This is a genomic window from Bradyrhizobium daqingense, from assembly GCF_021044685.1.
In the GTDB taxonomy this organism is placed as follows: Bacteria; Pseudomonadota; Alphaproteobacteria; order Rhizobiales; family Xanthobacteraceae; genus Bradyrhizobium; species Bradyrhizobium daqingense.
Window position 1 is genome coordinate 913,776 of the sequence record NZ_CP088014.1, and the last position, 13,649, is coordinate 927,424.

A 13,649-nucleotide genomic window follows, 5' to 3' on the forward strand; every position below is an offset into this window, starting at 1 on the left:
TAGGGTGGGTTAGCCGAAGGCGTAACCCACCCTTCTTTCACGCTCGCGGAACGAACTTGGTGGATTACGCCTTCGGCTAATCCACCCTACGTCACCGTCGTCCGGCTACGCTCCAAAACTCTTCGGCGAGCCCGCGACTGCCGCCCCGCCGCCTTGCGTCACCTTCATCACCGCAAGTCCCCGCTCGTTCGTGCCATCGGCGCGGAAGCGGAACAGGCCGTCGATGCCGGCGAAGCCGGAGGGGTTGGTGAGCACGTCCGAGGAGAAGCGCTGACCGCCCTGCGTGCGCGCGAGCGCGGCGACGAGGGCGACCGCGTCATAGGCGAGCGTCGCGGTACGGATCGGCTCCGCGCCGTATTTGGTGCGATAGCGGCCGGCGAACGCGCGAAAGCCGGCCGGATCCGGCGCGGCATAGAGACCGCCCTGCAGCGCAGCGCTGGCATAGACGCGCGGGCTGTCCCACAGCCCGGTGCCGAGCATCTGGATGTTGCGCAGATTCGCGCCCGCCGCCGTCATCGCATCCGCCACCGACACCACGGCATCGCCGTCATCGGCAATGAACAGCGCATCCGCGCTGCCGAGCTGCTGCGCCACGGTCCGCGCCGGGGTGGCCCGATCGGCGCCGTATCTCTCGAACGCAACGACGCGCCCGCCACGCCGCGGTACCGCCGCCTTCACGGCGGCCTCGACGACATTGCCGTAGGCATTGTCGGGCACGAGCACGGCGACCGAGCGCTTACCGATGCTGGCGGAATATTCGACGATGCGGTTGACGTCGGATTCCGGCAGGAAGCTGAGCAGATAGACGCCGCGTCCGGCGATGCTGGAATCGGTCGAGAACGCGATCACGGAGATGCCCCGCGTGCGCGCGACCTGCGCCACCGCCGGCACCGATTGCGCGAACAGGGGTCCCAGGATGATCTCGGCGCCCTCGTCGACCGCCTGCTGCGCACCGGCTTGCGCGCCTTGCGGGCTGCCATTGTCGTCCTTGATCAGGAGCTGAATGTTCGGATTCTGGAACTCGGCCAGCGCCATCTCGGCGGCGTTGCGCATGGATTGCGCCGCGAGACCGGCATTGCCGGCGGCCGACAGCGGCAGGATGACCGCGACCTTAACCCCGCCGGTGCCCGCGGTGGTGGCCTGCTGCGGCGGACCTGCCGGCTGAGCCGGAGGTGACGAGCTCGAAAAGGGGTTGGAGAACTGGCTGAGACTCTGCTGCACGCCGGCACAAGCCGAGAGCAGGGGTGTGCCGAGCAACAGGCCGAGCGCGCCCCGCCGGGTCGCCCCTGAGATCGGGGGTCCCGAAACGGAAGACTTTGGATGTCGCGGGCCCACCATGGCAGTTTCTCTTCCGACCAGCCGTTGCCAGCCGGTTACAACTCGTTCAGCGACACAAGCCGCGGATTCAGGCATATTGTCGGCAAATAGTTAACTAAAACAAAAGGATAATGATCGCTTAACGCGGCCGCACCTTAAAGTTCTGGCTAGCTCTCCACCGTCCGTCACCCCAGCATCAAGGTGGCGTTTCCGCCGCGAATATGACGCTGGTGCTTCCTCCCCTTGGGAATGTGATGCTCATCGGATCACTTTCCAGTCTTCCTCGCCCCTCACCTCGGCGCGATCTTTTTCGAAGAGCCGGTTCCCAGCTCTGCGGATCGTGCCTAAGTTGACTTCATTATGCGCGCAAAGCCGGCCCCGATAAATACGCCTGAAGACACAAACGCCGCCGCGCGCGGCTTCTCCATCGATGCCCAACGCCTTGCAGCGCCGAAGGCGGCACCAGGCCTTCATCTGGTCGCAACTCCGATCGGCAATCTCGGTGACATCACGGTCCGCGCGCTCCAGATCCTCGCCGGCGTGGACGTCATCGCCTGCGAGGATACCCGCATCACCCGGCGCCTGACCGAGCGCTACGCCATTACCGCGCAGCTGAAGCCATATCACGAGCACAACGCCGAAGTGGCGCGCCCGAAGATTCTCGAGGCGCTTGCGGCCGGCGGCTCGATCGCGCTGGTCTCCGACGCCGGCACCCCGCTGATCTCCGATCCCGGTTTCAAGCTGGTGCGCGAGGTCTGCGCCGCCGGCCATGCGGTCTACGCGCTGCCCGGCCCGTCCTCGGTGCTGGCTGCGCTGTCGGTGGCGGCGCTGCCGACCGACCGCTTCTTCTTCGAGGGTTTTTTGCCGGCGAAATCGGCGGCGCGTCGCGCGCGCCTCGTCGAGCTCGCCCGCGTCGATGCGACGCTGGTGATGTTCGAATCCGGCAACCGCGTGCAGGACACGCTCACCGAGCTCGCCGAAATCATGGGCGCGCGCGAGGCCGCGATCTGCCGCGAGCTGACGAAACTGCATGAGGAGATATCACGTGCGACACTCGCCGAGCTCGCGCGCAGCGCTGATGCGCTGGAGACGCGCGGCGAATTCGTGCTGGTGATCGCTCCGCCAGCGGCCGACGCCGACGTGCTGACATCGGATGCGCTGGATGATCTCTTGCGTGACCAGCTCGCCGCGCACAGCGTCAAGGATGCCGTCGCGCACGCGGTCGCATTGTCGGGCCGGCCGCGCCGCGAGGTCTATGCCCGCGCGCTCGAGCTTGCGAAGGACCTGCGAGGCGGCGATGGCGAAGACTGAGGTCCCTGCGGAACCGAAAGTCGCCTCGCCCGAGCGCGTCGCCGCGTTCCGTACCGGCATCTCGGCCGAGAGCCGCGCCGCCGCCTATCTCATGGCCAAAGGTTATCGCATCCTCGCCAAGCGTTATCGCACCCCGCATGGCGAGATCGACATCGTGGCGCGGCGCCGCAATCTGATCGCCTTCGTCGAGGTCAAGGCGCGCGCCACGCTGGATGACGCCGCCTTCGCCGTGACGCCGCGCCAGCAGCAGCGCATCATCAACGCCGCGCAGGGGTGGCTCGTGGCGCATCCCGAGCATGCCGAATTCGAATTGCGATTCGACGCCATGCTGATTGCGCCGCGGTCACTTCCGCGCCATGTGTTGGCGGCATTCGACGCCTCGACCTGAAAGGCAGACCATGAAACTCAATGTCGCCGTCCAGATGGACCCCATCGCCCGCATCAACATCAAGGGCGATTCCACCTTCGCGCTGCTTCTGGAGGCGCAGAAGCGCGGCCACGGCCTGTCCTATTACACGCCGGACAAGCTCTCGATGGTCGGCGACGAACTCGTCGCGCCGGTTCAGCTCCTCACCGTGCGCGATGAGCCGGGTGATCATTTCACTCTCGGCGAGCCCCGGCGCGAGGCGCTCAACGGTTTCGACGTGGTGCTGCTGCGCCAGGACCCGCCGTTCGACCTCGCCTACATCACCTCGACGCATTTCCTCGAGCGCATCCATCCGAAGACGCTGGTCGTCAACGACCCCGCCTCGGTGCGCAACGCGCCGGAAAAGCTGTTCGTGATGAATTTTCCGCAGCTGATGCCGCCGACCCTGATCTCTCGCGACCTCGACGAGATCAACGCGTTCCGCGACAAGCATGGCGCCGTCGTGATGAAGCCGCTGCACGGCCATGGCGGCGCCGCGGTGTTTCGCGTGATGCCCCAGGACATGAATTTCGGCTCGCTGTTCGACATGTTCTCGGTGACGTTCAAAGAGCCGTGGGTGATCCAGCAATTCATTCCCGAGGTGAAGCACGGCGACAAGCGCATCATCCTCGTCAACGGCGAGTTCGCCGGCGCCGTGAACCGCGTGCCGGCCGCGGACGACCTCCGCTCCAACATGGTGCGCGGCGGCGCGGCGCAGGAGACCGAGCTCACCCCGCGTGAGCGCGAGATCTGCGCCGCCGTCGGTCCGGCACTGCGCGAGCGCGGCCTGCTGTTCGTCGGCATCGACGTCATCAACGGCAACCTCACCGAGATCAACGTGACCTCGCCCACCGGCATCCGCGCCATCGCGCGGCTCGGCGGCCCTGACGTCGCGGCGAAGATCTGGGACGCGATCGAAGAGAAGCGGAAGAAGTAGCTTCGTAATGCGGAGGGAGCCGCCCCAGTCCGCTGTCATGCCCCGCGAAGGCGGGCATCCAGTACGCCGCGGCCTTTCGGTTCAATCACTGCCGCTTCTGGGATACTGGATCGCCCGCCCTTCGCGGGCGATGACAACGTCGCGCGCCCTGACACCCGCCCCCTAACCACCCGTTCACCATGACGCCGCCGCTGTCATGCGAGCGAATGCGCCTCCTCTGCGTGAATCTACGGGGACGCTGGCCGACTGACTAACGCCGCGTTCACCATTCGCGGAAAACCAGCGCTGTGACCGGCCATCACATTCAGGCTCGCAACACCCCTTATACTTTTACTCCCTACTCATCGACACGGGGAACCCGCCAGGTGCGGTTCGAGTGCCCCGCGTAAGAGTAGAAGCGTATGAATACCGCACGCATTGTCGTTCTCGTCATCGCGCTTGGCGCCGGCGGCGTCGCTGCGTATCTGGCGAGCGGCTATCAGAATGAACCCGCGCCCGTTCTGCCCGTCGCCGAGAAGCTGCCGACGGTCGAGGTCCTGGTCGCCAAGACCGACATCGCGCTCGGTCAAGCCGTGAAGCCCGAGGACCTGCAATGGCAGGTCTGGCCGGCGGCGACCGCGAGCAGCGCCTTCATCCGCCGCGATGGCAGGCCCGACGCGCAGACCCAGATCGCCGGCTCGATCGCGCGCGTGCCGTTGATGCAGGGCGAGCCGATCCGCGAGCAGAAGCTGGTCAGGGCCGAAGGCTCCGGCTTCATGGCCGCGATCCTCCCCTCCGGCATGCGAGCCGTCTCCACCGAAATTTCAGCCGAGACCGGTGCCGGCGGCTTCATCCTGCCGAACGACCGCGTCGACATCGTGCTGACCCGCCGCCTGAAGAATCCCGACGCAAACGGCGCGGCCGCGGCCAATGACCTCATCCTGTCCGAGGTCATCCTGACCAACATCCGCGTGCTCGCGATCGACCAGGCGCCGAAGGAAAAAGACGGCCAGACCGCCGTCGTCGGCAAGACCGTCACGCTCGAGCTCAAGCCCGACCAGGTCGCCACGCTGTCGGCCGCGCGCCAGGGCGGCACGCTCCAGCTCGCGCTGCGGAGCATCGTCGATGCCAAGGCCGTGGACGATCCGATTGAGGATCAGGCGGCCAAGCGTTCCGACGGCGTCAACGTGATCCGCTACGGGGTGCAGGCGCGGCAAGTGACGTCACAGAAGTGATGATGGGGATAGTATGAAGGTTGGGGACGATCGGACGGGCCTGCGCATTCGGGGGAAGCGCGCGCGCTCGTTCTGGACGGGGGCCATGTTGACGCTGGGGCTGCTCGCGGCTCCCGGGATCGTCAGCGCCGCAGATGCACCGGTCGGCGACCAGTCGCCGATGCAGGCGCCGGCGGATCTCAGCGTATCGCCGGTTGCGACCATCGCATCGGCCCGCACGCGCTTTCTCTCGCTTGGCATCGGCAAATCCGTCGTCATCGACTTGCCGCGCGAGGTCAAGGACGTGCTGGTGGCCGATCCCAAGATCGCCAACGCGGTGATCCGCTCGTCCCAGCGCGCCTATATCATCGGCGGTCAGGTCGGCCAGACCAACGTGGTGTTCTTCTCCGCCGACGGCCAGCAGGTCGCCTCCTACGACATCGCGGTGAAACGCGACCTCAACGGCATGCGCACCGCGCTGCGCCAGTCGTTGCCAGGCGTGCAGATCGAAGGCGTCGGCGACAGCGTCATGCTGACCGGCTCGGTGTCGAGCCCGGTCGAGGCGCAGCAGGCCGGCGAAGTCGCCGCCAAGCTCGTCGGCGGCGCGGACAAGGTCGTCAACAACATCGTCGTGCGCGGCCGCGATCAGGTGATGCTCAAGGTCGTCGTCGGCGAAGTGCGCCGCGACATCGTCAAGCAGCTGGGCGTCGACCTCAGTGCCAGCTTGAACGCCGGCACCGCGGTGGTGAACTTCAACAATTCCAATCCGTTCTCGGTCTCCGGCGGGCCGATCGTCGGCAGCAACGGGCTCGGCGTTACAGGCCTCGCCAAGGGCGTTGCCACCGTCAACGCCACGATGCGCGCGATGGAAAGCGCCGGCGTCATGCGCACGCTGGCCGAACCGAGCCTGACCGCGATCTCCGGCGAATCCGCCACCTTCATCGCCGGCGGCGAATTCCCGATTCCCGCAGGCTATTCCTGCGATCCCGTCACCCATGTCTGTACCACCCAGATCACCTACAAGAAGTTCGGCATCTCCCTGAACTTCACCCCGGTCGTGCTCAGCGAAGGCCGCATCAGCCTGCGTGTGATGACCGAGGTCTCGGAGCTGTCGAATACCAACGCGATCACGCTGACCCAGGCGCTTTCTTCGACCTCGAGCAACTCGGTCACCATCCCGTCGATCCAGACCCGCCGCGCCGAGACCACGCTGGAAATTCCCTCCGGCGGCTCGATGGCGATGGCAGGCCTGATCCAGCAGAAGACCAAGCAGGCGATCAACGGCCTGCCCGGCGTCGACCAGATCCCGATCATCGGCGCGCTGTTCCGCAGCCAGGACTTCGTCAACAACGAGACCGAGCTGATGGTGATCGTGACGCCCTATGTCGTGCGCGCGGTCGCCCAGAAGGAATTGTCGCGCCCCGACGACGGTTTCGCGCCGGCGTCCGACGCGCAGACGGCGCTGCTCGGCCGCATGAACCGCCTCTATGGCGTCACGCGCCGGGTCGATCCGATCAACGGCGCGCCCGGCGATTTCGGCTTCATCATCGATTGAGGACGAACGCGCGGCACGGAATTCGGGCAAGGGGATGAAGCGATGACGAAGACGATGACCGATCGACGTCGCAGTTTGAGCATCGTGCTGACGCTGGCGGGGCTCTCCGTCATGCTGGGCGCGTGCAACACTGCGGGCGACATCGTCACCCAGACGGTGCCAACCGATTATCGCCAGCGCCATCCGATCGCGGTGCAGGAAGGCCGGAAATCGATCGTGATCTTCGTCGGCAAGTCCCGCGGCGGCTTGTCGGCCGAGCAGCACGCCGATGTCGCCGGCGTTGCCCGGGACTGGATGCGTGAAGGCACCGGCTCCGTCGTCGTGGACGTCCCCGTCGACACCGCGAATTCGCGCGCTGCGGCGGCGACCTATCGGGAGATCCGTTCGGTGCTCACGTCCGGCGGCGTGCCGTCGCGTGCCATCGTTCAGCATCCCTATCGCCCCGAGGATCCCGGCCTGCTGCCGACGGTGCGGCTGAGCTATTCGAAGATCACCGCGACGGCCGGCCCCTGCGGGCTGTGGCCGGAAGACGTCGGTCCGAACATCCTCGACCCCGGCTACAACGAGAACAAGCCGTACTTCAATCTGGGCTGCGCCAGCCAGCGCAATCTTGCGGCGATGATCGACAACCCCGCCGACCTCGAGCAGCCGCGCGCGGAGACGCCCGCCTACACCGCGCGGCGCGACATCGCCTTCGAACGCTATCGCAAGGGCTCGACGACTACGACAACCTATCCCGAGGCCGACAAGGCCAAACTCAGCGATACCGGCAAATGACAGGCATCCACGACGAAGACGCGGACGATCCGCGCCACCCGGACGAGCACATCGCGCCGGTTCCGCGCATCTCGGTGCAGGCGTTCTGCGAGACCGAGCAGACGCTCGCCGCGGTGACCGCGGCCGGGCAGGATCGGCGACTGGCCAAGGCACATCTCACCGCCAAGGACGGCGGTCTCGCCGCGGCGATCGAGGTCTATGAAACGATGCCGACGCCGAACGTGATCGTCATCGAATCCGACGGCACGCGCGACATCCTGGAAGGACTCGACGACCTCGCCGGCGTCTGCGATCCCGGCACCCGCGTCGTCGTGATCGGCAATCCCAACGACACCGCGCCCTATCGCGAGCTGGTCCGCCGCGGCGTCAACGACTACGTGATCGGCCCGGTCGAAACCCTCGACGTGGTCCGCTCGATCTGCAGCCTGTTCTCGGCGTCCGAAGCCATCATCACCGGCCGCGTCATTGCTGTGGTCGGCGCCAAGGGCGGCGTCGGCGCGTCCACCGTCGCGCACAACGTCGCCTGGACGATCGCCCGCGACCTCGCGCTCGATTCCGTCGTGATCGATCTCGACCTCGCCTTCGGCACCGCGAGCCTCGACTACAATCAGGACCCGGTACAGGGCATCGCCAACGCGGTGCTGTCGCAGGATCGGCCGGACACCGCTCTGCTGGAGCGCCTGCTCGCCAAGTGTACCGATCGGCTCAGCCTGCTGGCCGCGCCCGCGACGCTCGATCGCGTTTATGATTTCGGCGCCGAAGCCTTTGACGCAGTGTTCGACACGCTACGCATGACCACGCCCTGCATCATGCTCGACGTTCCCCACCAATGGTCGGGCTGGACGCGGCGCGCGCTGGTCAATGCCGATGACATCGTGATCGTGGCCGAGCCTGATCTCGCCAATTTGCGCAACACCAAGAACATGCTGAGCGTGCTGAAGGCGGCGCGGCCGAACGACCGGCCGCCGCTGTACTGCCTCAATCAGGTCGGCATGCACAAGCGCGCCGAGATCGAGGTCAAGGCCTTCGCCAAGACGATGGAGAGCCAGCCGCTCGCGGTGATCCCGTTCGATTCGAAGCTGTTCTCCACCGCCGCCAACAACGGCCAGATGATCGCGGAGGTCGCCAAGAACCACCGCACCACCGCGCTATTCCAGACCATGGCGAACCGCCTCGCCGGCCGCGGCGAGGTGAAGCAGCCGAAGCGTTCGCTGCTCGGACCGCTCCTGAAGAAGCTGAAGGGCAAGTCGGGCCGCAGCTCCGCTCCGCATCGGAAGGCGTCGTAAGCGCCACCAGGAGAGGCGGACTACCTCTCCGCCCGCTGCTGCTTCTTGGCCAGCAGCTCCCGCAGCGCCGTGACCTTGGCCGCAGCCCGGTCCGGCGGCAAATCTGCCTTGACGAGGATTTCGGCCTCGGCCTGGCGGCCCTGCAATCCCAGCACGAGCGCGAGATTGGCACGGATCCGTACATCGTTCTGATTGCGCTGATGGGCCCGGCCGAGCACCTGTTCGGCCCGCGGCAGATTGTTCTGGAGCATGTAGGACAGGCCGAGATTGGACAGAACCTGCGGCTCGTCGGGCACGATCTTGAGGGCGCTCGCATAATATTGCTGCGCCTCCTCGTTGCGGCCGAGTTGATCAAGCGCGGCGCCCTGCGCCGACAGGATGCGCCAGTCCGGATCCTCGGGCGAATGTGCGCGGCCGAGAACGTCGAAGGCCTGCTGGAAATTGCCGTTGTCGGCGAGCGCGCGGCCATAGCCGGCGAGCAGCGCCTTGTTTTGGGGAGAGTTGAGCACGGCCTGCTCCAGCACCGCGACCGCCTGCGCGCGCTGACCGGTGTCACGCAGCGCCTTGCCATAGGCGAGCGCAATTGCGGGATCGCTGGGCTTGGCGCGGTAGCGCTCACGCAGGGCGTCCAGGTCCGGCCTAGCGTCCGGCTTGGCCTCGGCCTTCGCTTCGGCTCTGGCGCCGAGCGCGCCGGTCACGTCCTCGACGCCATTGGTCTGGCAGCCGCCAAGGGTGAGGACCACGAATGCAGAAAGCAGGAACTTCGCCGGAGCAAAGGCGGGAGACGAACGCTTGAACATACTCTGATCACTCGGGCGACTGATCAGAGATGCTGACCGATTAACGCTAAAGCCCGGTTAAGGAGGCGGGCGGAGCCGGCCTCAATCGACGAACTCGGCGCCGAACTCGCAGCCGATGCGCCAGCGCAGACGGCATTGGCGGGAATAATCGGGCGCGAAGATGATGGTGAATTGCGGCGGCACTTCCAAAAATTCCGCCACCACCTTCACGCCGCCGTCCGAAATATCCGTGATGGTGCAATCGCGCGGCAGCGAGCCCGCGCCAAAATGGATCTTGGCCAGCCGGCTGCACACCCGACGTTCGCTTCTCCGGCGATTTGCAAGCATTTGAACTCTTCACCCGTTAGACCACGGCCCATCCCGCAGGCCTAGGAGTAGCGGACATTCGTTGGAATGTGCTGAGGGCGGAAGCTCGCATTCGAGGCGTAGTGTCCGCGTCGCGTATACGACTGGTTAAGGGTTGGCCTGGCTCTCGGGGACGTTCCCGTATTGTTCTTGCGAAGCGCCGCGCGCCCTGCTACCCTCGATTGAGCAAAGGGCAGGCTGGTTCGAGCATGGTTCAGCGGGTTTCTACCGTCGCCTTCGAGGGGATCGAGGCCCGCGCGGTCGACGTGCAGGTGCAGGTCGCTCCTGGCCTGCCGGCCTTCGCCATTGTCGGCCTGCCGGACAAGGCGGTGTCGGAGGCGCGCGAGCGGGTTCGGTCGGCGCTGATCGCATCAGGGCTGGCGCTGCCGGCGCGGCGGATCATCGTCAATCTGGCGCCGGCCGACCTGCCCAAGGAGGGCAGCCATTACGACCTGCCGATCGCGCTCGGGCTGATGGCGGCAATCGGCGCGATTCCGCCGGATGCGCTGACGGGCTTCACCGTGCTCGGCGAACTCGGCCTCGACGGCTCGATCGCGCCGGTCGCGGGCGTCCTGCCCGCCGCGATCGGCGCCAATGCGCGCGAGGAGGGCCTGATCTGCCCCGCCGCCTGCGGCTCGGAAGCGGCCTGGGCAAGCCCCGACATCCAGATCATCGCAGCGAGCTCGCTGATCCAGATCGCCAACCATTTCAAGGGCACCCAGGTGCTGTCGCGGCCCTCGCCGAAGGTGCACGAGGCCGCCGCCTCCTCGCTCGACCTGCGCGACATCAAGGGCCAGGAGAGCGCCAAGCGGGCGCTGGAGATCGCAGCCGCCGGCGGGCATCACCTGCTCATGTGATCTTCCCAATGCCCAAAGTGGGCGCTATAGGGAAGACCAGACATGAACCGCATCACCACCGCAGCCATCAAGTTCAGTTGGGCCGTACAGATCCCAGGGGAGCGCAAGCAAGCCCTTGGGGAACGCGTGGAGGCGTGGGCGCACCGCTTAGCCGTCCGGTGGGGTTGCGTCGATACCGTACTCGCCACGGTCACACGCGAAGCTCTGAGCCGCTGAGGGAAGCCCATGGACACGCAGCGGCTCCCGAGGGCGTACAGCTACGTTCGGTTCAGCACACCTGAGCAGGCCAAGGGCCATTCGCTCCAGCGTCAGACCGATGCAGCGCGGGCGTGGGCCGCTGCAACCAAGGTCACCTTGGATGACGAGCTGACTTTTCAAGATAAGGGCGTCTCGGGCTTCACAGGGGCCAATAGAGAGACTGGGGAACTCGGGGTGTTCCTTGAGCGCGTCAAGGACGGGACGATACCGCACGGCTCTTGGCTCTTGGTCGAGAGCCTTGACCGCATCAGCAGGCAAGCAGCGCGACGGGCGGTGCGGGTCATTGAAGACATCATCGAGCATGGGATCACCGTTGTGGACCTGTCCGATGGAGGACGGGAGTACAGCGCCGAGACGCTCGAAAAGGACCCGTTCCTCTTCATGATGATGGTGCTCAAATTCATCCGCGCCAACGAAGAGAGCGCCACCAAGGGCGTTCGTGTGGCCAAGGCGCACGCCGCCAGACGGGAGAAGTTCAGGGGGCAGGAGAAGCTCACCAAGCCCTACACCCTGAAGCTCCCCGCGTGGATCCGCTGGAACACCCAGACAGCAAGCTATGAGCTGATTGAACACCGAGCGAAGTTGCTGCGGTGGATGTTCGAGATGTCTGACGACGGAACGGGGGCTCACAGCATCGCTGCGCACCTCAACGATACCAAGGAGGACACATGGGGCGCGGGGAAGTGGAAGGCCAAGTATTGGCACCGCTCCTACATCCGCAAGCTCCTGACCAACAAGGCCGCCATTGGGGTCTTTGTGCCGCACACGGTGCGGAAGATTGATGGCAAGCGCACCAAGGAACGGACACCGCAAGAGCCTATCGCGCACCGCTTCCCCGCTGCGGTAGACCGGGACCTGTTCGAGCGTGTGAACGCCCGCCTGAGCACCACGGCCCCACGAGGGAAGAACGCCAAGGAGCCCACACGGTCAATCTTCGCGGGGCTCATGAAGTGTCAGCACTGCGGGGGCACCGTTACTCGGGTCAACAAAGGGCAGCAGGTGTATCTCGTGTGCGCAGCGGCGCACGGGAAATCAGGGACATGCAAATACGAGAGCGTCCCCTATGCCGAAGCCGTAAGCGCCTTCAGGCTCCGCTTGCTCGGAACGCTCGATGATGCGCCAACCGGCAGCAACACCGCAGACATGGACGCCAAAATCGAGCAGTTGAAGGGGACAGTCGATGTAGGTGAAGGCTACGTAAACGAGCTGCTAGAGCTGCGCATCACCGACAAAAGCAGGGCCGCGTCACAACGGCTCCGGGACGCCGAGCGCGAACTTGATGAGCACCGGGAGGCGCTGAGGAAACTGTTGGAACGCAGGGACGCCCTCAGAAGCACCAACGTGAACATGCGACTGGCCGCCGTCGAGAAGGCGCTCACGAGGGAGCCCATGGACACGGAGGAGGCCAACAAGGCCTTGCGGGGAGCGGTAAGCAAGATGGTGATGCGACCGCAGGAAGCGGGCTTGGACATCTGGTGGCACCACGCGGAGACCCCGCAGGAGACGCTTTTCATGACGAGCCGCTTCAATTGGGACGCCAACTCAATCGAGAACATGATGGAAGAGGACTGAGCCGAGTGGCCAAGAAGAATACGCAACGGAAGCGCACGTTCACCCGCACTGACATCCAGACACCCGCAGACACCTACGAGAGCATTGCAGACCTTGAGGCCCGACTGAGGACCGAGGAGCAACCCGTGCTCCCGGCGAACGCCAGCGCAGGGACGGTGCTGGAGCGCGACACCATTAGGGTCGCGGAGAAGGCTTTCCAATGGCGGCTACCCAAGCGCAACATGGTGCCAAGACATGATGTCATCTACGACATGGCAAGGGCGCTGCGTGATGGGTTCAAGCTGCCACCAATCACAGTGTTCGCTGTTGGGACCGGGTTCTACGTAATTGACGGCCACCACCGCTTAGCGGCTTACGACACGGCGGGTGTGCGCCAGGTCCCAGCCAAGGTGTTCCTCGGGACATTAGAGGAGGCAGAGCGCTTTGCCCTGCGAAGCAATTCTCGGGATAAGATCCCAATGGGAAAGGCGGACAAGCTCGCAGCCGCGTGGAGGCTTGTGAGGCAAGACAAGGACGGGGACAGCATCTCCAGCATCGCCAGAGACGCCGGTATTGCCCAGAGCAGCGTAAGCAACATGAGGGCCGTGCTGAAGAGGCTGAGGGAGATGGGGCTGCCAGCGGACGACGTTCTGGAGATGTCTTGGAACACGGCGCGCGGACGAGCGCAGGGGATTACGGAGGACGCCGAGCTTGAGGATTGGCGCGAGGCTGAAGCTCAGAAACTGGTCGAAGCAATCGCCCGTGCGAAACTGGGAGCACGCCTGACCAAGAACCCGGACATCACGGCTATAGCTCTGGCCAAATTGAACGATGGGCTCCCGCAGGCCCTCATGGCCCAATGGACGGAGCCGGCCGAAGCGACCTACGACCCGGACGACAAAACGCCCGATGAGGACTTCTGAAGGTCCCCAAACACTACACCCCCCATTTGGGGAGGTTGAGAGACGGGGCTCCTCAGTTGAGGCACCCGGAAGGGGAGACATACGCTGCCAGTTTATAACAACGTGGGGAGGCGCCAGACGGCCCCCCCCCGGA

The 13,649-nt window shown here is 65.4% G+C and carries 13 protein-coding genes and 1 pseudogene; 11 read left to right on the top strand and 3 right to left on the bottom strand.

Annotated elements, in window-relative coordinates:
* Positions 1 to 105 precede the first annotated feature (105 nt).
* Entirely contained in the window at positions 106 to 1,338 is a 1,233-nt protein-coding gene (locus LPJ38_RS04195) for a penicillin-binding protein activator (RefSeq protein WP_208750512.1), read from the bottom strand.
* A 339-nt stretch (positions 1,339 to 1,677) separates the two neighbouring features.
* On the opposite strand from LPJ38_RS04195, the gene rsmI reads away from it, so the two are divergent.
* From rsmI to LPJ38_RS04230, 7 genes are all read left to right on the top strand, one after another.
* The gene (rsmI, locus tag LPJ38_RS04200; protein ID WP_145630413.1) at positions 1,678 to 2,628 is read left to right on the top strand and encodes a 16S rRNA (cytidine(1402)-2'-O)-methyltransferase; all 951 of its coding nucleotides are present in this window, start codon (positions 1,678 to 1,680) and stop codon (positions 2,626 to 2,628) included.
* Positions 2,615 to 3,016, top strand: coding sequence for a YraN family protein (locus LPJ38_RS04205; protein ID WP_145630412.1), 402 nt, complete (start codon positions 2,615 to 2,617; stop codon positions 3,014 to 3,016). The genes rsmI and LPJ38_RS04205 overlap by 14 nt, the downstream gene beginning before the upstream one ends.
* 10 nt (positions 3,017 to 3,026) lie before the next feature.
* Positions 3,027 to 3,971 (top strand): glutathione synthase, encoded by a 945-nt coding sequence (gshB, locus tag LPJ38_RS04210; RefSeq protein WP_145630411.1) that lies wholly within the window; start codon positions 3,027 to 3,029, stop codon positions 3,969 to 3,971.
* A 401-nt stretch (positions 3,972 to 4,372) separates the two neighbouring features.
* Entirely contained in the window at positions 4,373 to 5,185 is an 813-nt protein-coding gene (gene cpaB, locus LPJ38_RS04215; protein WP_145630410.1) for a Flp pilus assembly protein CpaB, read from the top strand.
* Positions 5,186 to 5,198: 13 nt separating this feature from the next.
* On the top strand, positions 5,199 to 6,719 hold the full coding sequence (locus LPJ38_RS04220) for a type II and III secretion system protein family protein (protein WP_145630409.1): 1,521 nt from the start codon (positions 5,199 to 5,201) through the stop codon (positions 6,717 to 6,719).
* 42 nt (positions 6,720 to 6,761) lie between these two features.
* Positions 6,762 to 7,496 carry a CpaD family pilus assembly protein gene (locus LPJ38_RS04225; RefSeq protein ID WP_145630408.1) on the top strand — a complete coding sequence of 245 codons (735 nt, stop codon included), beginning with the start codon at positions 6,762 to 6,764 and terminating at the stop codon, positions 7,494 to 7,496.
* On the top strand, positions 7,493 to 8,782 hold the full coding sequence (locus tag LPJ38_RS04230; protein WP_145630407.1) for a CpaE/TadZ family protein: 1,290 nt from the start codon (positions 7,493 to 7,495) through the stop codon (positions 8,780 to 8,782). Before LPJ38_RS04225 ends, LPJ38_RS04230 begins: the two co-directional genes overlap by 4 nt.
* A gap of 20 nt (positions 8,783 to 8,802) precedes the next feature.
* Here the strand turns inward: LPJ38_RS04230 and LPJ38_RS04235 are convergent, their stop codons facing one another.
* Both LPJ38_RS04235 and LPJ38_RS04240 read right to left on the bottom strand, forming a co-directional pair.
* Complete coding sequence (locus tag LPJ38_RS04235; protein ID WP_145630406.1) at positions 8,803 to 9,582, bottom strand: tetratricopeptide repeat protein; 780 nt, start codon at positions 9,580 to 9,582, stop codon at positions 8,803 to 8,805.
* An 81-nt stretch (positions 9,583 to 9,663) separates the two neighbouring features.
* Entirely contained in the window at positions 9,664 to 9,909 is a 246-nt protein-coding gene (locus LPJ38_RS04240; protein WP_018644993.1) for a PilZ domain-containing protein, read from the bottom strand.
* A gap of 227 nt (positions 9,910 to 10,136) precedes the next feature.
* Between LPJ38_RS04240 and LPJ38_RS04245 the strand changes: the two are divergent.
* The 4 genes and pseudogenes from LPJ38_RS04245 to LPJ38_RS04260 all read left to right on the top strand — a co-directional run.
* A pseudogene (locus tag LPJ38_RS04245) lies at positions 10,137 to 10,781 on the top strand (magnesium chelatase domain-containing protein); the annotation flags it as partial.
* Between the two features lie 45 nt (positions 10,782 to 10,826).
* Positions 10,827 to 11,000 (top strand): hypothetical protein, encoded by a 174-nt coding sequence (locus LPJ38_RS04250; RefSeq protein ID WP_018644991.1) that lies wholly within the window; start codon positions 10,827 to 10,829, stop codon positions 10,998 to 11,000.
* Positions 11,001 to 11,009: 9 nt separating this feature from the next.
* Entirely contained in the window at positions 11,010 to 12,614 is a 1,605-nt protein-coding gene (locus tag LPJ38_RS04255; RefSeq protein ID WP_018644990.1) for a recombinase family protein, read from the top strand.
* Between the two features lie 5 nt (positions 12,615 to 12,619).
* On the top strand, positions 12,620 to 13,516 hold the full coding sequence (locus LPJ38_RS04260) for a ParB/RepB/Spo0J family partition protein (protein ID WP_018644989.1): 897 nt from the start codon (positions 12,620 to 12,622) through the stop codon (positions 13,514 to 13,516).
* Positions 13,517 to 13,649: the final 133 nt, after the last annotated feature.